Origin of the sequence: [Empedobacter] haloabium, assembly GCA_008011715.2 — a bacterium.
GTDB classification, from domain to species: Bacteria; Pseudomonadota; Gammaproteobacteria; order Burkholderiales; family Burkholderiaceae_D; genus Rugamonas; species Rugamonas haloabia.
This window is the reverse complement of the sequence record CP136508.1, coordinates 3,098,620-3,118,534: the sequence shown is the minus strand read 5'-3', so window position 1 is coordinate 3,118,534 and position 19,915 is coordinate 3,098,620. Positions and strand designations below refer to the sequence as shown.

General features: G+C 66.3%; 17 protein-coding genes. 5 read left to right on the top strand and 12 right to left on the bottom strand.

Features of this window, described 5'->3' with window-relative positions:
• Window positions 1-12 precede the first annotated feature (12 nt).
• The gene (locus E7V67_013650) at window positions 13-1,512 is read right to left on the bottom strand and encodes an NAD(P)H-hydrate dehydratase (protein ID WUR16100.1); all 1,500 of its coding nucleotides are present in this window, start codon (window positions 1,510-1,512) and stop codon (window positions 13-15) included.
• A gap of 90 nt (window positions 1,513-1,602) precedes the next feature.
• Here E7V67_013650 and E7V67_013645 point away from each other — a divergent pair, with 90 nt between their 5' ends.
• From E7V67_013645 to E7V67_013635, 3 genes are all read left to right on the top strand, one after another.
• A complete protein-coding gene (locus tag E7V67_013645; protein WUR16099.1) occupies window positions 1,603-5,208 on the top strand; it encodes a hydantoinase B/oxoprolinase family protein in 3,606 nt (1,201 codons plus the stop codon).
• Window positions 5,209-5,364: 156 nt separating this feature from the next.
• Complete coding sequence (locus E7V67_013640) at window positions 5,365-5,712, top strand: transposase (GenBank protein WUR16098.1); 348 nt, start codon at window positions 5,365-5,367, stop codon at window positions 5,710-5,712.
• Window positions 5,709-6,575, top strand: a complete 867-nt coding sequence (locus tag E7V67_013635) for an IS3 family transposase (GenBank protein ID WUR16097.1) — start codon at window positions 5,709-5,711, stop codon at window positions 6,573-6,575. Before E7V67_013640 ends, E7V67_013635 begins: the two co-directional genes overlap by 4 nt.
• Window positions 6,576-6,629: 54 nt before the next feature.
• Here E7V67_013635 and E7V67_013630 read toward each other — a convergent pair whose 3' ends face one another.
• The 3 genes from E7V67_013630 to E7V67_013620 are packed head-to-tail and all read right to left on the bottom strand — an operon-like array spanning window position 6,630 to window position 8,863.
• On the bottom strand, window positions 6,630-6,974 hold the full coding sequence (locus tag E7V67_013630) for a hypothetical protein (protein WUR16096.1): 345 nt from the start codon (window positions 6,972-6,974) through the stop codon (window positions 6,630-6,632).
• The gene (locus E7V67_013625) at window positions 6,971-7,168 is read right to left on the bottom strand and encodes a hypothetical protein (GenBank protein WUR16095.1); all 198 of its coding nucleotides are present in this window, start codon (window positions 7,166-7,168) and stop codon (window positions 6,971-6,973) included. The genes E7V67_013630 and E7V67_013625 overlap by 4 nt, the downstream gene beginning before the upstream one ends.
• 57 nt (window positions 7,169-7,225) lie before the next feature.
• Window positions 7,226-8,863, bottom strand: coding sequence for a response regulator (locus E7V67_013620; GenBank protein WUR16094.1), 1,638 nt, complete (start codon window positions 8,861-8,863; stop codon window positions 7,226-7,228).
• Between the two features lie 293 nt (window positions 8,864-9,156).
• Here E7V67_013620 and purL point away from each other — a divergent pair, with 293 nt between their 5' ends.
• Window positions 9,157-13,182, top strand: a complete 4,026-nt coding sequence (gene purL / locus E7V67_013615) for a phosphoribosylformylglycinamidine synthase (GenBank protein ID WUR16093.1) — start codon at window positions 9,157-9,159, stop codon at window positions 13,180-13,182.
• Between the two features lie 55 nt (window positions 13,183-13,237).
• Here purL and E7V67_013610 read toward each other — a convergent pair whose 3' ends face one another.
• Window positions 13,238-13,420: a hypothetical protein gene (locus E7V67_013610; GenBank protein ID WUR16092.1), complete on the bottom strand. Its 183-nt coding sequence runs from the start codon at window positions 13,418-13,420 to the stop codon at window positions 13,238-13,240.
• A 117-nt stretch (window positions 13,421-13,537) separates the two neighbouring features.
• Between E7V67_013610 and E7V67_013605 the strand changes: the two genes are divergently transcribed.
• On the top strand, window positions 13,538-14,509 hold the full coding sequence (locus tag E7V67_013605) for a LysR substrate-binding domain-containing protein (GenBank protein WUR16091.1): 972 nt from the start codon (window positions 13,538-13,540) through the stop codon (window positions 14,507-14,509).
• 145 nt (window positions 14,510-14,654) lie between these two features.
• Here E7V67_013605 and E7V67_013600 read toward each other — a convergent pair whose 3' ends face one another.
• The 7 genes from E7V67_013600 to E7V67_013570 form a co-directional block, all read right to left on the bottom strand.
• Complete coding sequence (locus E7V67_013600; protein ID WUR16090.1) at window positions 14,655-15,158, bottom strand: VOC family protein; 504 nt, start codon at window positions 15,156-15,158, stop codon at window positions 14,655-14,657.
• 118 nt (window positions 15,159-15,276) lie between these two features.
• On the bottom strand, window positions 15,277-16,056 hold the full coding sequence (locus tag E7V67_013595) for a peptidylprolyl isomerase (GenBank protein WUR16089.1): 780 nt from the start codon (window positions 16,054-16,056) through the stop codon (window positions 15,277-15,279).
• Between the two features lie 105 nt (window positions 16,057-16,161).
• The gene (locus tag E7V67_013590; GenBank protein ID WUR16088.1) at window positions 16,162-16,941 is read right to left on the bottom strand and encodes a peptidylprolyl isomerase; all 780 of its coding nucleotides are present in this window, start codon (window positions 16,939-16,941) and stop codon (window positions 16,162-16,164) included.
• Window positions 16,942-17,087: 146 nt separating this feature from the next.
• On the bottom strand, window positions 17,088-17,363 hold the full coding sequence (locus E7V67_013585) for a BolA family protein (GenBank protein ID WUR16087.1): 276 nt from the start codon (window positions 17,361-17,363) through the stop codon (window positions 17,088-17,090).
• A complete protein-coding gene (locus E7V67_013580; protein WUR16279.1) occupies window positions 17,360-17,989 on the bottom strand; it encodes a septation protein A in 630 nt (209 codons plus the stop codon). The genes E7V67_013585 and E7V67_013580 overlap by 4 nt, the downstream gene beginning before the upstream one ends.
• 10 nt (window positions 17,990-17,999) lie before the next feature.
• Window positions 18,000-18,407, bottom strand: coding sequence for a peptide-methionine (R)-S-oxide reductase MsrB (msrB, locus tag E7V67_013575; GenBank protein WUR16086.1), 408 nt, complete (start codon window positions 18,405-18,407; stop codon window positions 18,000-18,002).
• A gap of 7 nt (window positions 18,408-18,414) precedes the next feature.
• Window positions 18,415-19,905, bottom strand: a complete 1,491-nt coding sequence (locus E7V67_013570; GenBank protein ID WUR16278.1) for a YdiU family protein — start codon at window positions 19,903-19,905, stop codon at window positions 18,415-18,417.
• Window positions 19,906-19,915: the final 10 nt, after the last annotated feature.

The window sequence follows — 19,915 nt, the reverse complement described above, 5'->3', positions numbered from 1 at the left end:
CCGCCAGGTAGCTCAGGCGCGCCGGCCGTGGCGCGCCACCAGTCGGTTCAGCGCCGTGCGGATGGCGGGAACCAGCTCGCCCGCTGTCAGGCCCACGGGGCCAATGCCGTCGGCCACCAGCACGTCGGCAGCCATGCCGTGCAGCCAGACCGCCCCCAGCGCCGCCTCCCAGCCGGGCCAGCCCTGCGCCAGCAGCGCGCCGCACAGGCCTGCCAGCACGTCGCCGGTGCCGGCCGTGGCCAGGGCCGGGTTGCCGGTCGGGTTGATGACGATGGCGCCGCCGGGCGCCGCGATGACGGTGCCGGTTCCCTTCAGGACGACGATCGCGTGCAGCGCCGCCGCCAGCCGGCGTGCGCTGTCCAGGCGGTCGCGCTGGATCGCGCCGATCGACGTCGCCAGCAGGCGCGCCGCCTCCAGCGGATGCGGCGTCAGCAGCGTGGCGGCCTTGCGGCCGCGCAGCCGTGCCGCCAGGCCGGAGCGGGCTGCGACGAGATTCAGGCCGTCCGCGTCCACCACCAATGGTTGCGGGCTGGCGATGGCCTGTTCCAGCAGGTGCGCCGCCTCGTCGCTGCCACCCAGCCCCGGACCCGCGACCGTGACGCCGGTGGCGAAATCGAAGCCGTGCGCCGCGCGGCACATCAGTTCCGGCTGGCCCGGGTCGCACTGCAGCGCCGGGCCGGCAAAGCACAGGAATACACGGCCGGCGCCGGCATGCAGGGCCGCGCGCCCGGCCAATATCGGCGCGCCCGTCATGCCCGGCGCGCCGCCCAGCACGGACACGATGCCGTAGCTGCCCTTGTGCGAATTCTGCGGGCGCGCCACGGCCGCTTGCGCGAAGCCATCCACGCCGTTCAGATGGATGGTGGCGGCGGGGTAGTGGGCTGCGTCGATGTCGAGGTGGGCGACGTTGACGGTGCCGGCGTGATCGCGGCCGTCGCAGGTGTGCAGGCCGGGCTTGTCGCCGATGAAGGTCAGCGTGTGCGTGGCGCGCACAGCGCAGCCGGCGGGGCCGACGATGCAGCCCGTGTCCGCATCCAGGCCGCTGGGCACGTCCAGCGCCAGTATCGGGCAGGTCAAGGCGTTGAGCGCCGCCACCAGCGCGGCGAACGGGCCCGTGATCGGGCGCGTCAGGCCGATCCCGAACAGGCCGTCGATGACCAGGTGCCACTCGACGCCGGCGATGGCGTCTTCCGCCACGAAGCGCGCCGGGCTGGCGTGGGCCCGCTCGACCGCCCGGGCGCGCTCCGGGGCACTGCCGCCTTCGAAGTAGACCACGGCGACCTGGGCGCCCGCATGGGCCAGGTGGGCGGCCGCCTCCAGTGCGTCGCCGCCATTGTTGCCGGGACCGGCCAGCACCAGCACGCTGGCGCGGCTGGTGGCGAAAGGCAGCAGGTCGAGCGCGGCGTTGGCACTGGCTTGGCCGGCCCGTTGCATCAACGCGCCCTCCGACAGGCGGCGGGCGGACTCGGTTTCGATCTGGCGGATCTGGGTGACGGTGTACAGTGGCTGCATGGAACGCGGCAGGGCTGGCGATGACCGATTCTAGCATCGCGCAGGCCGCTGCTCGTCTTACAATAGGCGTTTTCAGACGCGAGGATGGCAATGGACTGGCAATTCTGGATCGACCGGGGCGGCACCTTCACGGACATCGTGGCGCGCCGCCCGGACGGCACGCTGACGACCCATAAACTGCTGTCGGAAAATCCCGAGCAGTACCGCGACGCGGCCATCGCCGGCATCCGCCATCTGCTGGGTATCGATGCCGACCGGGCCATCCCGGCCGCGCAGGTGGCAGCGGTCAAGATGGGCACGACCGTGGCTACCAATGCGCTGCTGGAGCGCAAGGGCGAGCGCACGGCACTGGCCATCACGCGCGGCTTCGGCGACGCGCTGCGCATCGCCTACCAGAATCGGCCGCGCCTGTTCGACCGCCACATCGTGCTGCCCGAGCTGCTGTACGGCCACGTGATCGAGATCGACGAACGCATCGGCGCGCATGGGGACGTCGTCACGCCGCTGGACCAGGCGCAGGCCCGCTCCGGCCTGCGGGCCGCCTGGGACGCCGGCTACCGCTCGCTGGCCATCGTGTTCATGCACGGCTACCGCCACAGCGCGCACGAGGCCGCGGTAGCGGCCATCGCGCGTGAGATCGGCTTCACCCAGGTGTCGGCCTCGCACGCCGTCAGCCCGCTGATGAAGCTCGTCGCGCGCGGCGACACCACCGTGGTCGACGCTTACCTGTCGCCGATCCTGCGCCGCTACGTCGACCAGGTGGCGGGCGAACTGCCCGGCGTGAATCTGCAGTTCATGCAGTCGAACGGCGGGCTGACGGACGCGCGCGCGTTCCAGGGCAAGGACAGCATCCTGTCCGGTCCCGCCGGCGGTATCGTCGGCATGGTGCGCGCCAGCCGGCTGGCCGGTTTCGACAAGGTGATCGGCTTCGACATGGGCGGCACCTCGACCGACGTGTCGCATTACGCCGGCGAGTTCGAACGTGTGTTCGAGACGCAGGTGGCGGGCGTGCGCATGCGCGCGCCGATGATGAGCATCCACACGGTGGCCGCCGGCGGCGGCTCGATCCTGCATTTCGACGGCAGCCGCCTGCGCGTGGGCCCGGACAGTGCCGGCGCCAACCCGGGCCCGGCCAGCTACCGGCGCGGCGGACCGCTGGCCGTCACCGACTGCAACGTCATGCTGGGCAAGATCTGGCCGGAGGAATTCCCCGCCTTGTTCGGCCCGGACGGCAATGCCCCGCTCGACGCGGAAGTGGTGCGGCAGCGCTTCGCGGCACTGGCCGAAGAGATCGCGGCCGCAACCGGCCAGGCCACGACGCCGGAAGCGGTGGCGGCCGGCTATATCGATATCGCGGTGGGCAATATGGCCAACGCGATCAAGCAGATTTCGGTGCAACGCGGCCATGACGTGACGGACTACGCGCTGACCAGTTTTGGCGGCGCCGGCGGCCAGCATGCCTGCCTGGTGGCGGACGCTCTGGGCATGAAGACGGTGTTCATCCACTCGCTGGCCGGCGTGCTGTCGGCCTACGGCATGGGCCTGGCCGACCAGACCGCGATGCGCGAGGCGGCGCTGGAACTGAAACTGGACGAGGAACACCTGCCGGCGCTGGCGGCACGGCTGGACGCGCTGGCGTTCGAGGCGACGGCGGCGCTGCGCGAGCAGGGCGTCGCACCGGAGCGCATCGATGCGATCCGCCGCGTGCACCTGCGCTATGAAGGCACCGATTCCGCGCTGGTCGTGCTGGACGGTTCGCTGGCGTCGATGCAGGCGCAGTCCGAAGCGGCGTACAAGAAGCGCTTCTCGTTCCTGATGCCGCACAAGGCGTTGATCGTGGAGGCGGTGTCGGTGGAAGCGATCGGCGCTGCCGACGCGCCGGCACCGGTGGCGCCGGTGCAGGCGCCGCGCGCGGGTGACCTGGTCCCGCGCCGCACGGTGCGGATGTACAGTGCCGGCGCGTGGCGCGAGACGGGCCTGTTTGCGCGCGCCGGCATGCGCATCGGCGACGTCATCGCCGGCCCGGCCATCATCGCCGAGGCCAACGCGACCACCGTGGTGGAGCAGGGCTGGCAGGCCGTCGTCACGCCGCAGGATCACCTGGTGCTGACGCGTGTGCAGGCGCTGCCCGAACGGCGCGCGATCGGCACGACGGCCGATCCGGTCATGCTGGAGATCTTCAACAACCTGTTCATGTCGATTGCCGAGCAGATGGGCCTGCGCCTGCAGAACACGGCGTATTCCGTCAACATCAAGGAACGGCTGGACTTCTCCTGCGCCATCTTCGACGCGCAGGGCAACCTGATCGCCAACGCGCCGCACATGCCGGTGCACCTGGGTTCGATGGGCGAGAGCATCAAGACCGTGATGCGCGAGAACGCCGGGCGCATGCGGCCAGGCGACGTGTTCATGCTGAACGATCCGTACAACGGCGGCACGCACCTGCCCGACGTTACCGTCATCACGCCCGTGTTCGACGTGGCTGGCCAGGACATCCTGTTCTATGTCGGCTCGCGCGGCCACCATGCCGACATCGGCGGCACCAGCCCCGGCTCGATGCCGCCGGATTCGACGCATATCGAAGAAGAGGGCGTCCTGATCGACAACTTCCTGCTGGTGGATGGGGTAGGGGGCGGGCGCCTGCGCGAGGCGGAAACGCGCGCGCTGCTGACCGGCGCGCGCTGGCCTGCACGCAATCCGGACCAGAACCTGGCCGACCTGCGCGCACAGGTGGCGGCCAACCAGAAGGGCGTCGAGGAGCTGCACCGGATGGTCGCGCACTTCGGGCTCGACGTGGTGCAGGCCTATATGGGCCACGTGCAGGACAATGCCGAGGAAGCCGTGCGGCGCGTGATCGGCGCGCTGTCCGACGGCAGCTTCACGCTGCCGCTGGACAACGGCGCGCGCATCCAGGTCGCCGTGACCGTCGACCGCGCGGCGCGCAGCGCCACCATCGACTTCAGCGGCACGTCGAGCCAGCTGCCGAACAACTTCAACGCGCCGTCGGCCGTGTGCATGGCGGCGGTGCTGTACGTGTTCCGCACGCTGGTGGACGACGAGATTCCGCTCAACGCCGGCTGCCTGAAGCCGCTGTCCGTCATCATCCCGCCCGGCTCGATGCTGAACCCGCGCTATCCGGCCTCGGTCGTCTCGGGCAACGTCGAGACGTCGACCTGCATCACCAATGCGCTGTACGGCGCGCTGGGCGTGCTGGCCGCGTCGCAGGGCACGATGAACAATTTCACCTTCGGCAGCAGCAAGGTCCAGTATTACGAGACGATCAGCGGCGGCTCCGGTGCCGGGGAAGGCTTCGACGGCACCGACGTGGTGCAGACGAACATGACCAACTCGCGCCTGACCGACCCGGAAATCCTGGAATTCCGCTTTCCGGTGCGGCTGGACAGCTACGCCATCCGGCACGGCTCGGGCGGCGCCGGGCGCTGGCACGGCGGCAATGGCGGCATCCGCCGCGTGCGTTTCCTGGAACCGATGACGGCGGCAATCCTGTCCAATAACCGCTTGCACGCGCCCTTCGGCATGGCCGGCGGCCAGCCCGGCGCCACCGGCCGCAACTACGTCGAGCGCGCCGATGGCACGGTGGAGCAGCTGGGCCATATCGGCAAGACGGAGATGGCGCCGGGCGACGTGTTCGTCATCGAGACCCCGGGCGGCGGCGGCTACGGTACGCCACCGTAACAGCCGAGCCCGTGTCCCACCTGGGGGTCAGTCACCAAAACGGGACACGAGCTCGGCGCTAATACAGCCGAGCCCGTGTCTCGATATGGTGACTGAGGTGTACCGGAAATTGTAGCCAGGTCGAAATGGGGGACAATCCGTATCCTAGAGGACCCTATGACCGCGAAATCACCAATCACCCCATCGGAGGATGCTGGAGCACAGCGCCAGCATCCTGTTGTCTACACCAAAGAATTTAAGCTTGCTGCCGTTGCACGCCTCAAAGATGGCAAGCAGACTGCGCAGGCCCTTGCTAACGAGCTGGGCGTACGGCGCAATCAGCTCTACAAATGGGCGAAGATGCTCGAGCAAAACGGCCCAGAGGCAAGTTTCACCAGTCGTGGCCGCAAGCCCGAAAGCGAAGAAAGTGAGCTAGCACGGGTCAAACGCGAGCTAAGCAGAGTGAAGGAGGACTTCGAACTATTAAAAAAGTTGGAGGCGTCCTTCGCGCGGATGAAGCGATGAAGTACGCCGTGATCGAGGAACATTCAAAGCGCCATTCAGTGCGTTCACTGTGCCGTGTGCTGGATGTGAAGTACAGTACCTATTACGCTTTCCGCCGTCGACCATCGAGTATGCGCAGCCGAGAAGATCTGGCACTGCGTCAGCACATTCGTAGCCTGCACGACTCACATCGTCATGCGCTAGGTGCAGTGAAGACGTGGCGCCTACTCAACGCTAGCGGCGTCGTATGCGGCAAGCATCGTGTGGCACGGCTGCGCAAGATCGAGGCCATTGAGGCTAAGCGTAAGACCAAGTTCCGCGTGATGAAGGCCCATCAGCACACCGAGCCGCCTGCGCCCGACCTGCTCAAGCGAGCTTTCACCGTAACAGCACCGAACAAGGTCTGGGTTAGCGACATCACAACAATCCATACCAGTGAAGGTTGGCTCCATCTAGCCATCGTGCTTGACCTGTTCGCTCGTCGGATAGTTGGGTGGGCCATGAATCAGTGCCAGGACGCCTCGCTGCCCATCGCTGCGCTAAGAATGGCCTATGCACAGCGCAGGCCTGAACCGGGGCTCATCTGCCACACAGATCAGGGCTCGGTATATGGGTCCAAACTATACCGAGGGGTGCTGGACGAACGCGGCCTTAGGGCAAGTATGAGCCGACGAGGTAACTGCCACGACAATGCCGTGGCAGAGAGCTGGTTCTCTACGCTCAAGAATGAACTGACGCGTCACACCATGTATCCAACAAGAGCTAACGCCATCGCCGAGATATCGAGTTTCATCGAGCTGTACTACAATCAGCGGCGCCCTCATCAGACGCTGAGATACCTCAGCCCCATGGAGGTCGAAAAAAAGTACCTGACCCCCAATTGAACCTGGCTACGATATCCGGGCTACCTCAGACTGACCCCGAGGTGGGACGCGAACTCAGCCGTTCAGGCGTTTCGGGAACAGGTAGGAGGTGATGGTGATGAAGCCGACGCCGGTCTGCACGACGGTGGCGCCGATCAGCGCCATGACGACGTTCGACGTGACCAGCCGGTGTTCCGGCGGCAAGGGTGGGGTGGCCTGCATGCGCTCCAGGTCCAGCCGCAGCGCCTGCTGGACGAAGTCGATGACGCGCCAGTTCAGCCAGATGAAGATGCCGCAGACAACCACGACCATGGCCACGCGCAGCCAGATGTCGGCGGCGATGCTGCGTGCCGTGGCGCTTTCGACGGCGTTGCCGATGCGGCCTTCCTCGGCCGCGATGGTGACGACTTCGCCGGTCACCGCAGCACGATTTTCGTGTCGTTGTCGCCCTGGCGCAAGGTGACGCTGCCGTCGGCGCCTTCGTAGCGGCTGACGATGTTGAGCAGGGCGACCGCCTTGCGCAATACCTCCGCCTTCGAGCTGGCGCCGTAGTGTTTTTTCAGGTCCTCCAGCGTACTGTCGAGCTTTGAATCGATATTGAACGACGATGCCATGGTGTTCTCCTGAATCAATACGCAGATTTTACGCCGATTTCGCGTGGCGCGCACGCGTCATGCCGCCGCCGCGATACCGTACTTGCGCTGGGCCGCGCCGTATTGCTGGGCCAGATGCTCGAGCGCGCCGTTGCCCGGGTCCAGCTTGCGCAAGCGCGCCATCAGCTGGGTGGCCTGCTCGGCCAGGGGCGCCTCCCAGCCCAGCTCGTCGAGCTGGCGCAGGATCGTCTGGACGGCCGCCAGCAGCACCGGGACATTGCCTGGCGAGCGCCGCACGGCTGCCGTGATCGCCAGCACGGCGGCGCGGTGTTCGCCCTGGCCCAGCCGCGCGGCCGTTTCGCTGAGCGCTTCCTGAGCCTGCTGGGTGGCGCGCTGGCTCACGCTGACGGCGAGATCGTGCCGACCGGCCTTCTCGAACACGTCCACCGCCTGCTCGATCGTGATGGCGGCCGCGCCGTCGTGCAACATGCCCAGCACCACGCTGCAAGCCTCCTGGTCCAGCCGATGCTGCAGGCAGGCGTTGGCCAGGCCGATGCGCAGCTGGTTGGACAGGTGCGGCGCCGTGCCGGCGGCGGCGACGGCGCGCGCCAGTTCGGCGGCGGCGCCGGTCTCGCTGCCGGCCAGGTCCAGCACCAGGGCGGCGGCCAGCGCGCGGCACGTCTCCGTCTCGGGGCCGGCGCGCAGTGACCGTTCCAGGTCCCGGATAACGCTGGCGGCCTGGCTCGCGTCGCCCTTGCGCACCAGCGTGCGCACCAGGTTGACGTGGTCCTCGGGCGAGCGGAACTCCGAGTAGCGTGCCTTGCCGACGACGGCGCGAAAGGCCCGCTCGGCCGCGCCCACATCATCGGTGGCGAACGCCAGCTCGCCCAGGTGGCGCAGGCGGCGCACCATGTGCGGCGAAATGGTGACGGCATCCTCCAGCACCTTCTTGGCCTGGATATCCTGGCCCAGCGCCTGGTAGGTGCGTGCCAGCAGGTCGTAGGCCGACATGAAACGCGGGTACACGGCGATCAGGCGCTCCAGCACGGTGCGGGCGTCCTCGTAATGCTGCTGGGCGAACTGGCAGCTTGCCACGCCCAGCTGGGCCCAGCCGGTGCTGGGCCGCACGGCCAGCACGGTCTGGTAGACCAGCTCCGCTTCGGCCCATTCGTCCAGCGCCGCATGCGTTTCGGCCTGCAGCCGGGCGAAGTCGGTGGCATAGCGCGGCTTCTGGTCGAGCCCCGCATGGCACAGCCGCAACGCCTCGCGCAGGCTGCCCTCGGCGAGGCGGCGGTGCACCGGCAGCAGCGCGTTGCGGCGGTCGACCGCGCGCCGGATGCGCGCCATCAGCGCCTCCACCGTGAACGGTTTTAGCACGTAGTCGGTCGGGGTCAGCTCGGCGGCGCCGATGACCTTGCTGTCGGTGCCCTCGGAGGTCAGCATGATGAAGATCGTGTCCGGTGCGATCAAGCGGTGGTGACGCAGGTCTTCCAGCAACTGCTGGCCGTCCTGGCCATTGGCGCCGCCGCCATCGAGGTCGTATTCGCACAGCACGATATCGTAGGCTTTCCTGGCCAGCTGGCGAATGGCCGTGCCGGCGCCGAGCGCGTAGTCGATCTTCGTGATCGAGGACTGGCTCAACATATTGTGCAGGTTGCCGCGCATCCCGGGACTGGGATCGACGATCAGCACCGACAGTTCACTGAATTCGGGCATGGCGCAGGAATGAAACTCGGACTGCCACAAGAATAGGGCATTTCCAACAGAGAACACTGATTTTTTCTGCGAAATTTGCGCAAACCAAGCTCATCTGTTGCGAGCCGACCCTGCGCGGCGCCGGATGGGGCGATGGCAAAGGCTGGGAAGACAATACTGAAAAGAGTATAATGCCGGCAAAAGGATTACAGCCCGCCCCGTGCAGCACCCGTCCGTACCGGATTTCTCGTGTCAGATTTCGCATTCCAGATTTCTATAATCCGCAGCCTAGCTGCATCAACTCGCTCCCAACCATGTTGATACTCCCGGGCTCCAATGCCCTGTCCGCATTCCGTAGCCAGCGTCTCCTGTCCCAACTCCAAGCCGTGCAGCCCGCCGTGACGGCGATTCAGGCCCGGTACATTCACTTTGTCGATGCCCAGGCGGCCGTCTCCGACGACGACCGCGCCCGCCTGACGGGCCTCCTGACCTATGGCGAACCGGCGCAGGCCGACGTGACGGACGGCGTGGTGGAGGAGTTCTACGTGATTCCCCGCTTCGGCACGATCTCGCCGTGGGCATCGAAGGCGACGGACATCGTCCACAACTGCGGCATGACGCACATCCACCGCGTCGAGCGCGGCGTGGCGTATCGCGTGGTGCTGAAGGGCGGCATCCTGGGCAGCAGCATCGGTGCCGCCAGGAAGCTGGACGCGCAGCAGGCCCAGGCCGTGGCCGCGCTGCTGCACGACCGCATGACGGAATCCGTGCTGCGTCATCCCGACCAGGCGGCGGACCTGTTCCGAACCCTGGAAGGCAAGAAGCTGGAAACGGTGGACGTGCTGGGGGCCGGCCGCGCCGCCCTGGTGCAAGCCAACACGGACCTGGGCCTGGCGATGTCGGACGACGAGATCGACTACTTGAACGACGCCTTCACGGCGGCCAAGCGCAACCCGACCGACGTCGAGCTGATGATGTTCGCGCAGGCGAACTCGGAGCACTGCCGCCACAAGATCTTCAACGCCGACTGGACCATCGACGGCGTGGCGCAGGAGCGCTCGCTGTTCAAGATGATCAAGAACACGCACGAGAAGCAGCCGAAGGGCACCATCGTGGCCTACTCGGACAACTCGTCCATCATGCAGGGCGCCGAGGTCACGCGCTTCTACCCGCGCGGTGAGAGTCACGAGTACGGCGCTTCGCAAGAGCTGATCCACACGCTGATGAAGGTGGAGACGCACAACCACCCGACGGCGATCTCGCCGTTCCCGGGCGCCTCCACCGGCGCCGGCGGCGAGATCCGCGACGAAGGCGCGACCGGCCGCGGCGCGCGCCCGAAGGCGGGCCTGACCGGCTTCACGGTGTCCAACCTGTATCTGCCGGACGCCGTGCGGCCGTGGGAAAACGCCGCCGACGTGACGGCGCCGCAGGCCGGCCGCGACACGTCCACGGTGTATGGCAAGCCGGACCGCATTGCGTCGCCGCTGCAGATCATGATCGAAGGCCCGCTGGGCGGCGCCGCGTTCTCGAACGAATTCGGCCGCCCCGTGCTGGGCGGTTACTTCCGCAGCTACGAGCAGAATGCGGGCCATGCGGTGTACGGTTACCACAAGCCGATCATGATCGCGGGCGGCATCGGCAATATCGCCGACCAGCACACGCACAAGAACGACATCCCGGTCGGCAGCCTCTTGATCCAGCTGGGCGGTCCGGGCATGCGCATCGGCATGGGCGGCTCGGCCGCGTCGTCGATGGCGACCGGCACCAACACGGCCGACCTGGACTTCGACTCGGTCCAGCGCGGCAACCCGGAAATGGAACGGCGCGCGCAGGAAGTCATCAATGGCTGCTGGCAGATGGGTAGCGACAATCCGATCATCTCGATCCACGACGTGGGCGCCGGCGGCCTGTCCAACGCCTTCCCCGAGATCACCAACGACGCCAAGCGCGGCGCGATTTTCGACCTGCGCAAGGTGCCGCTGGAGGAATCCGGCCTGGCGCCGAAGGAGATCTGGTCGAACGAATCGCAGGAGCGCTACGTGCTGGCCATCGCGCCGGGCGACCTGCCCGTGTTCCAGGCGCTGTGCGAGCGCGAACGCTGCCCGTTCGCCGTGGTCGGCACCGCCACCGAGGAACGCCAGCTCAAGCTGATCGATCCGCAGGAAGGCAACAACCCGGTCGACATGCCGATGGACGTCCTCTTGGGCAAACCGCCGAAGATGCACCGCGACGTCACGCACGTCACGCGCGACTATCCGGCCATCGACCTGACCGGTGTCGACCTGGTCGACGCGGCGCAGCGGATGCTGCTGTCGCCGACCGTCGGCGACAAGAGCTTCCTGATCACGATCGGCGACCGCACCGTGGGCGGCACCTCGGTGCGCGACCAGATGGTCGGCCCCTGGCAGGTGCCGGTGGCCGATTGCGCCGTGACGGCGCTGTCGTACGAAGGCTACCTGGGCGAGGCGATGGCGATGGGCGAGCGCACGCCGCTGGCCGTGATCGATGCGCCGGCCTCGGGCCGCATGGCCGTCGGTGAAGTCATCACCAACCTGGCCGCGGCGCCGATCGCGGACATCTCGGACATCAAGCTGTCCGCCAACTGGATGGCCGCCTGCGGCCAGCCGGGCCAGGACGCGGCGCTGTTCGACACGGTGAAAGCGGTCGGCATGGACCTGTGCCCGGCGCTGGGCATCAGCATCCCGGTCGGCAAGGATTCGCTGTCGATGCGTACCACCTGGAGTGACGATGGCGCAGCCAAGGCGGTGGTGTCGCCGGTCTCGCTGATCGTGTCCGGTTTTGCGCCGGTCTACGACGTGCGCAAATCGCTGACGCCGCAGATCCGCACGGACGCGGGCGATACGGCCATCATCCTGATCGACCTGGGTCGCGGCAAGAACCGCATGGGCGCCTCGATCCTGGCCCAGGTACTGGGCCAGCTGGGCAACGCGACACCGGACGTGGACAGCGCGGAAGACCTGAAGGGCTTCTTCGCCGCGATCCAGCAGCTGAACCGCGACGGCAAGCTGCTGGCCTACCACGACCGTTCCGACGGCGGCCTGTACGCGACCCTGACGGAAATGGCGTTTGCCGGCCGTGCCGGCCTGTCGATCAACCTCGACATGCTGACCCTGGAAGGCGAACACGCGGCCGACTGGGGCGACGCCAAGAACTGGGCCGGCCAGGTGGCCGAGCGCCGCAACGAGCTGACCTTGCGCGCGCTGTTCGCCGAGGAGCTGGGCGCCGTGATCCAGGTGCGCGCCGACGAGAAATCGCTGGTGATGGACGTGCTGCGTTCGTTCAACCTGGGCGCCTGCAGCCACATCATCGGCAAGCCGAACGACCGTGGCGTCATCGAATTCACGCGCGACGCCAAACTGGTCTACAGCGAACAGCGCGCCGCGCTGCACCGCCTGTGGAGCGAAACGAGCTGGCGCATCTCGCGCATGCGCGAGAACCCGGCCACGGCGGATGCGGAATACGACCGCCTGCTGGACGAAACCGATCCCGGCATCACGCCAAAGGTCACGTTCGACCTGGCCGACAACGTGGCGGCGCCGTTCCTGGCTGCCGGCGTGCGGCCGCGCGTGGCGATCCTGCGCGAGCAGGGCGTCAACTCGCACATCGAGACGGCCTGGGTCATGCACCAGGCGGGCTTCGCCGCCATCGACGTCCACATGAGCGACCTGATCGCCGGCCGCGTCAAGCTGGCCGACTTCCAGGGCGTGATCGCCGTCGGCGGCTTCTCGTATGGCGACGTGCTGGGCGCGGGCGAAGGCTGGGCCAAGTCGATCCTGTTCAACCCGGCGTTGTCCGAGCAGTTCGCGCAGTTCTTCCAGCGCTCCGACACGTTCGGCCTAGGCATCTGCAACGGCTGCCAGATGATGAGCAACCTGAAGTCCATCATCCCGGGTGCGCACGCCTGGCCGAAGTTCACGACCAACAAGTCGGAGAAATTCGAGGCGCGCTTCGCGATGGTCGAGGTGCTGGATTCGCCGTCGATCTTCTTCCAGGGCATGGCGGGCACGCAAAGCCCGATCGCCGTCGCCCACGGCGAAGGCTACGCGGACTTCAGCCAGACCGGCGACGTGAGCGCCGTGCTGGGCGCGATGCGCTACGTGGACAACCATGGCAACGCCACCGAAGCCTACCCGTACAACCCGAACGGTTCGCCGGGCGGCCTGACCTCGGTGACGACGCCGGACGGCCGCTTCACGGTGCTGATGCCACACGCCGAGCGCGTGTTCCGCACGGTGCAGCACTCGTGGGCACCGGCGTCGTGGGGCGAGGAATCGCCGTGGATGCGGATGTTCCGCAACGCGCGCAAGTTCGTCGGCTGAGCCGCGCGCGCGTGTCGCTGAAAGGCCGGGCTTGCCCGGCTTTTTTCATGGCCGCTCAGCGCAGCAGCACCAGCCCTGCGTACAGGCGCATCAGCGCGTTGCTGAAAGAGGCGGGCGGCGCCGTTGCGACTTCCGTCGCGCTGTCGGCGGGCGGCGCCGGCTGGGCTGCGCGTGCGCAGGCCGGCGGGTGCTGGCGTGGCGCCGGTGGCGCCGCGATGGTGCAGATGGGGCTGGACATGGCGTTCTCCCTTGAGCGTGGCGACCGCTGTCACGGTGGGCCGCCTGGGTTATATTGTCCGTTCGATCACTCGCCCGCTCAAACGAGAAATCCTGGGGGGCAGGCCAAGGAAAGCTTATGCAGTCGTCACTGGATGCGGATGGGTATTTGCTGGAAGGCGCGGGCACGCGCGGGCGGCCGCTGCGCAGCCTGTCGGGACTGATCGACTTCGACAGCGCCGCACGCTGGGGCAGTTTCACCCTGGCGGCGCAGGAGCTGCACAAGACGCCGGCCGCCATCAGCCTGCAGGTCAAGCAGCTGGAGGAGACGGTGGGTTTCGCCCTGTTCGTGCGCCACCCGCGTCATATCGCGCTGACCGAGAAGGGCGAGGAGCTGGCGCGCACGGTGGCGCAGGTGCTGCGCGAACTGCGCACCAAGGTGGACAGCCTGCGCGGCGGCCAGGACGAGCACATGCTGCGCATCTCGACCACGCATTCGTTCGCATTGAAATGGCTGGCACCGAACATCGGCCGCTTCACCGACCTGCATCCGGAGCTGGACATCCGCATCGAATCGAGCGACCGGCTGGTGGACCTGGAGCGGGAAGAGCACGACCTGGCGATCCGCCACTGCGTCACGCGCGACCATCCCGGCGTGCTGTTCGAGGAGCACATGGTCATCGCCTACAGCCCGGCACTGCTGCGCCAGGGCGAGACGGAACTGACGCTGGCGGACCTGACGCGTTTCCCGCTGCTGTACGAGGACACCACCGAGTACTGGGCCAGGATCCTGCGTGCCAACGACGCGCTGCAGGGGCCGTACGATTTCTCGCGCAGCTTCAGCCACTACGGCGTGCTGACCCAGGCCGCCGTGGCGGGCCAGGGCATCGCCCTGGTGGCCTACTCGATCGCCCATGACGACATCCGCAAGGGCGCGCTGCGGCTGATCCGCGCCAACAGCGTGCCATACCCGCGCGGCTACTGCTTCATCGTCGCGCCGCACAAGGCCGAGCGGCCGAAGGTAGTGCAGTTTCGCGCGTGGCTGCAGGGCGAGATGGCGGCGATGACGCGGGCGCTGGAGGAAAGCCGGGGTCAGACCCGGCGGGTCTGACCCCAGACTTGCGCGGCGGCACGGCTGGCGCGGGAGGTGACGGACGCAATGAAGCGCTGGTCGCCGATGGCGAGCTCTTTCCTGGTATGCGCTGTCGATGGCGCGGCGCTGGCCCGGCAATCCTGCGTGCGCCGCCTGTCGACAGTCACGCGCGACCGTCGTACGCCGCCTGCAACGCGGCGATATCGAGCTTCTTCATGCCCATCATCGCCAGCATCGCGCGCTGCGCCCCTGCCGAGGTTTCGTCCGCGTACCACTCGGAAAACATCGCTGGCGCGACCTGCCACGACAAGCCGTATTGGTCCTTCAGCCAGCCGCACATCTGCGCTGCCGGATCGCCGCCTTCGCCCAGCCGGGTCCAGTAGTGGTCGATCTCCTCCTGCGAGTCGCACAGGACCATCAGCGATATGGCCTCGGTAAATTTGAAATGCGGCCCGCCGTTCAGGGCCGTGAACGACTGGCCGGCCAGCTCGAAGCTGACCAGCATGACGGAGCCGGGCGGGCGGCCGTGCTGGTCCTGCCCGGCCTCGCTGTAGCGCTGCACCTGGGTAATGCGACCGTCCGGGAAAATCGATGTGTAGAAGCGCGCGGCTTGCTCGCCCTCGCTGTCGAACCACAGGCAGGGCATGATCTTGCTGAGCTTTGCCATGAACGTCTCCTCGCCGAAAGGTGGACCTTCATGCTGGCACACCTCGGCTCGCATGGCAATCGGCGCCGCCGATAAAAAAAGCGCCCCGCAGGGCGCTTTCTTCATCCGGCAGGCGGGCTTACTGCACCTTGGCCTTCTTGACCAGCTCGTCGCGGTAGGCGGCGATCTTCTTCTGCGTCAGGGCCTGCTCGATTTGGCCCTTGACTTCGTCCAGCGCCGGCACCTTGGCGGCGCGCGAGCCTTCCAGCTTGATCACGTGGTAGCCGAATTGCGACTGCACCGGCTTCTCGGTGACCTGGCCATCCTTCAGGGCAACCATCGCGTCGGAGAACGGCTTGACGAAGTTGCCTGGGCTGGCCCAGTCCAGGTCGCCGCCATTGGCCGCGGAACCGGTATCTTTCGACTGCTTGGCCAGCTCTTCGAACTTGGCGCCGCCTTTCAGCTTGGCGATGATGTCCTGGGCTTCCTTCTCGGTGCCGACCAGGATGTGGCGGGCGTGGTATTCCTTGTCGCCCACCGATGCCTTGTACTTGTCGTACTCGGCCTTGATGTCGGCGTCCTTGACCGGGTTCTTCTTGACGTAGTCGGCCAGCATCGCGTTGATGACGATGCTCTGGCGGGTGTTTTCCAGCGCCTGCTTGACGTCCGGCTTGTTGCTGTAACCCTGCTTGTCGGCTTCCTGCACCAGCACTTCACGGGCGATCAGGTCCTTCTTGATGGCGTCGCGCAGCTGCGGGCTGTCGGGCTGCTTGCCCTGGGCGGTCACCTGCTTGACGACGGCGTCCAGGCGCGAGGCCGGGATGGCCTTGCCGTTGACGGTGGCGACGTTCTGGGCGAACGCGGGCGCGGCGGCCACGGCGATCAGTGCTAACAACAGGCGGGCGGGCTTCAAAATCATTATCACATCCTATAAAAATACTGGACCCGTATGAGGGCGCTTTTACTTGTTCTACCCACACCGGCGGCGGGAACGCTCTCCCGCGCCGGACCTAAGACACGTACCTTACTGAATCTTTGCCTTTTTGACCAGCTCTTCCTGGTAAGCCTGCAGCTTCTTCTGCGTCAGCGCTTCCTCGATCTGCGGCTTGACTTCCTCCAGGCTCGGCAGCTTGGCCGCGCGCACATCGTCCACCTTGATCACGTGGAAGCCGTTCGGCGTCTGCACGGGCTTCTCCGTGACCTGGCCTTTCTGCAGCTTCACGAAGGCGTCCGAGAACACGGGCGGGAAGGAGGAGGGCGTGGCCCAATCCAGGTCGCCGCCGTTATTGGCCGAGCCGGTGTCCTTCGACTGCTTGGCCAGGTCCTCGAACTTGGCGCCGCCTTTCAGCTTCGTGATGATCTCGTTCGCTTGGGCTTCCGTCTCGACCAGGATGTGGCGCACGTGGTATTCCTTGTCGCCCGTTTCCTTGACGAAGCGGTCATACTCGGCCTTCACATCCGCTTCCTTGACGGGGTTCTTCTTGACGTAGTCGGCCACCATCGCATTGACGACGATTGCCTGGCGCGCGTTTTCCAGCTGCGTCTTGACGCTGGCATCCTTGCTGTAACCCTGTTTTTCCGCCTCCTGCATCAGCACTTCGCGGCTGATCAGGTCTTTCTTGATCATCTCGCGCAACTGCGGCGAATCCGGTTGCTGCCCTTGCGCGACAACCTGCTTGACGATCGCATCCACGCGCGCGGTCGGGATGGCCTTGCCGTTGACGACGGCAATGTTCTGGGCAAATGCCGGTGCCGTGGCAACGGCGATCAGTGCGAGCAGCAGACGGGCTGGCTTTAAAGTCATTATTATTTCCTACGGGAAAAGTGATAGCAAAGCGCGGGAGAGAAGGGACTTAAATCGCGGAGATGTCTCGACTATTCAATTTCTTTGATGGTTCCCAAAACGTCACGCATTCGAACATCCCGGAGCCACGCGGCGCTGCGCGCCGTTCAGTTCCGTTCCGATGGCGCCACTGCAGTAATGGCCAATGCATGAATCTCTTTATGCATCATATCGGCCACGGAATCATACACCAGACGATGGCGCATGACGAGGTTCAGCCCTTCGAATTTCGCTGAGGATATTCTTAAGCGGTAATGCCCGCCGCCGGAGGCGGCGCCGGCATGGCCGGCATGCAGCGCGGACTCGTCTTCCAGCGCGATATCGGCCGGGCCGAGCGCCGCCTGCAGGCGCTCACGGATCTTGTCGAGGCGTGGATCGCTCATGCTTCATCCTTGATGTGCTTGGACAGGTAAAAACCCTGGGCGACGAAAAACACCAGCATCAGGCCCGTCACGCCGAACGCCTTGAAACTGACCCAGGCATTGGTATCGGCCTTGAACAGCACGAAGGCGACGAACAGGTTCAGCAGGCCCAGCGCGACCCAGAACAGCACCCATACCGTATTCAGGCGATTCCATACCTCCTCCGGCAGCGCGATCTGCTTTTCCATCGCGGCGCGAATCAGGTTCTTGTTGAAGAAGCGGTAGGCCACGACCATCGCGGCGGCAAAGCTCCAGTAAATGATGGTCGGCTTCCATTTGATGAAGTCGTCGTCGTGGAAGTAGATGGTGAGGCCGCCGAAGAACAGGAACACGACCATCGATACCCACAACGCGCCGTCCACCTTGCGGCCGCGCGCCAGCAGGTAAGCGATTTGCAGGGCGGTGGCGATAATGCCCGCGATGGTGGCGATAATGATCGGCGCCTGGCTGGCCAGCACGGCGCCGCCGGAAATCACACCGGACAAATGGCCGTTGACCAATGCCGCGGCGGCATCCTCGTTGCCGCCGGCCCAGCGATAGGAGCCGAAAAAGACCAGCAACGGGAATATATCGAACAGGAATTTCATCATGGGGGTTTCAGGCTTCCGGAGTAAATCGTAATGCGGCCGAATTGATGCAGTAGCGCAGGCCGGTCGGCGGCGGGCCGTCCGGGAATACGTGACCCAGGTGGGCATCGCAGACCGCGCAAATAATTTCGGTGCGCAGCATACCATGCGAACGGTCGACTTTCTCGATCACATTGGCCGGATCGAGCGCCTCGAAATAACTGGGCCAGCCGCAGCCCGAGTCGAATTTGGCGTCCGAGCGGAACAGCGGGGTATTACAGCAGACGCAGGTATAGATGCCCCGTTCGTGGTGATCCCAGAATCGGCCCGTGAATGCGCGCTCGGTGGCGGCGTGGCGGGTGACCTGGTATTCCATCGGATCCAGCTGGGCGCGCCATTCGGCGTCGGACTTGACGAGTTTTTTCACTTGGTCGGTCATGGTGATTTCAGGAAGAGCAGCTGACTTCTAAAGCGCTGGCCCAGTCGGGCGGCAGCGCGGCATAACGTTCGTGTTCCGGTTGTTCGTCGAACGGGCGCTGCAGGATGGCCAGCAGGCGCTCGACCTCGGAAAAGTCCTTGTGCTGGGCTTTTTCGATGGCCTGCTGCGCCAAGTAATTGCGCAGCACGTATTTCGGGTTGACAGCGTTCATCGCTGCCTTGCGCGCCGCATCGTCGCTGGCCTCCGCGCGCAGCCGGGCACGGTAGCGTTCGGCCCAGGCATCGAAGGCGGGGCGGTCGATGAACAGGTCGCGCAGCGGCTCGTCGCCAGCGTTCGAGGCGGCCTGCACGCCGGCCAGGCGCCGGAAGAACAGCGTGAAATCGGCGTGGCTGTCCTGCAGGATGCCGAACAGGCCGTCCAGCAATTGCCGGTCGGCTTCCTGCTGCTCGGGAATTTGCGTCAGCCCCAGCTTGGCGTGCAGCAGCCGGTCCACGGCGGCACCGAACTCGGGCTGGTAGACGTCCAGCGCGGCCTGGGTTTCCTCCACCTCGCCGATCAGCGGCACCAGCGCCTGCGCCAGCGCATAGCAGTTCCAGTGGCCGATCTGCGGCTGCATGGCGTAGGAATAGCGGCCCTGGCTGTCGCTGTGGTTGCAGATGTGCTGGGCGTCGAACGCTTCCATGAAGCCGAACGGGCCGTAGTCGAGCGTCTGGCCGAGGATCGACATATTGTCGGTGTTCATCACGCCATGCATGAAGCCGACCGCCTGCCACTGCGCGATCAGGCGCGCGGTACGGCGCGTCACTTCCTCCAGCAGGGCGGCGTACGGGTTGTCCTCGTCGCGCAGCGCCGGGTAGAAACGGTCGATCACGTAGTCCGCCAGGATGCGCAGGCTGGCCTCGTCGTTACGGTAGAACCAGTGCTCGAAGGAGCCGAAGCGGATGAAGGTGGGCGCCATGCGGATGACGACGGCGGCCGTTTCGATGGTTTCGCGCACCACGCCCTGGTCCGAGCCCGCCACCGACAGCGCGCGCGTGGTGGGAACGCCCAGCGCGTGCATGGCTTCCGAGCAGAGGAATTCACGGATCGACGAGCGCAGCACGGCACGGCCGTCGCCCATGCGCGAATATGGCGTCATGCCGGCGCCTTTCCATTGCAGCTCCATCGGCCCTTGCGGCGTGGCGACATCGCCCAGCAGCATGGCGCGGCCGTCGCCCAGCTGGCCAGCCCAGACGCCGAACTGGTGGCCGGAATACACGGCGGCCAGCGGCTGGGCGCGCTCGGGCACGCGGCTGCCGGCAAACATGGCGACGGTGTCCTCGTTCACGGCCGCCGGATCGAGGCCGATCAGGCGCGCGGCGGGCGCGGACAGGCCGACCAGATAGGGCGCCGGCAGCGGCGTCGGCATCAGGCGCGTGTAGAAACTGGGTGGCAGGCTCGCGAACGAGTTGTCCAGGGGCAGGGCAAGGGCAGCGATGGCGGTTCCCGGTAAAGTCAGCAATGGTGTT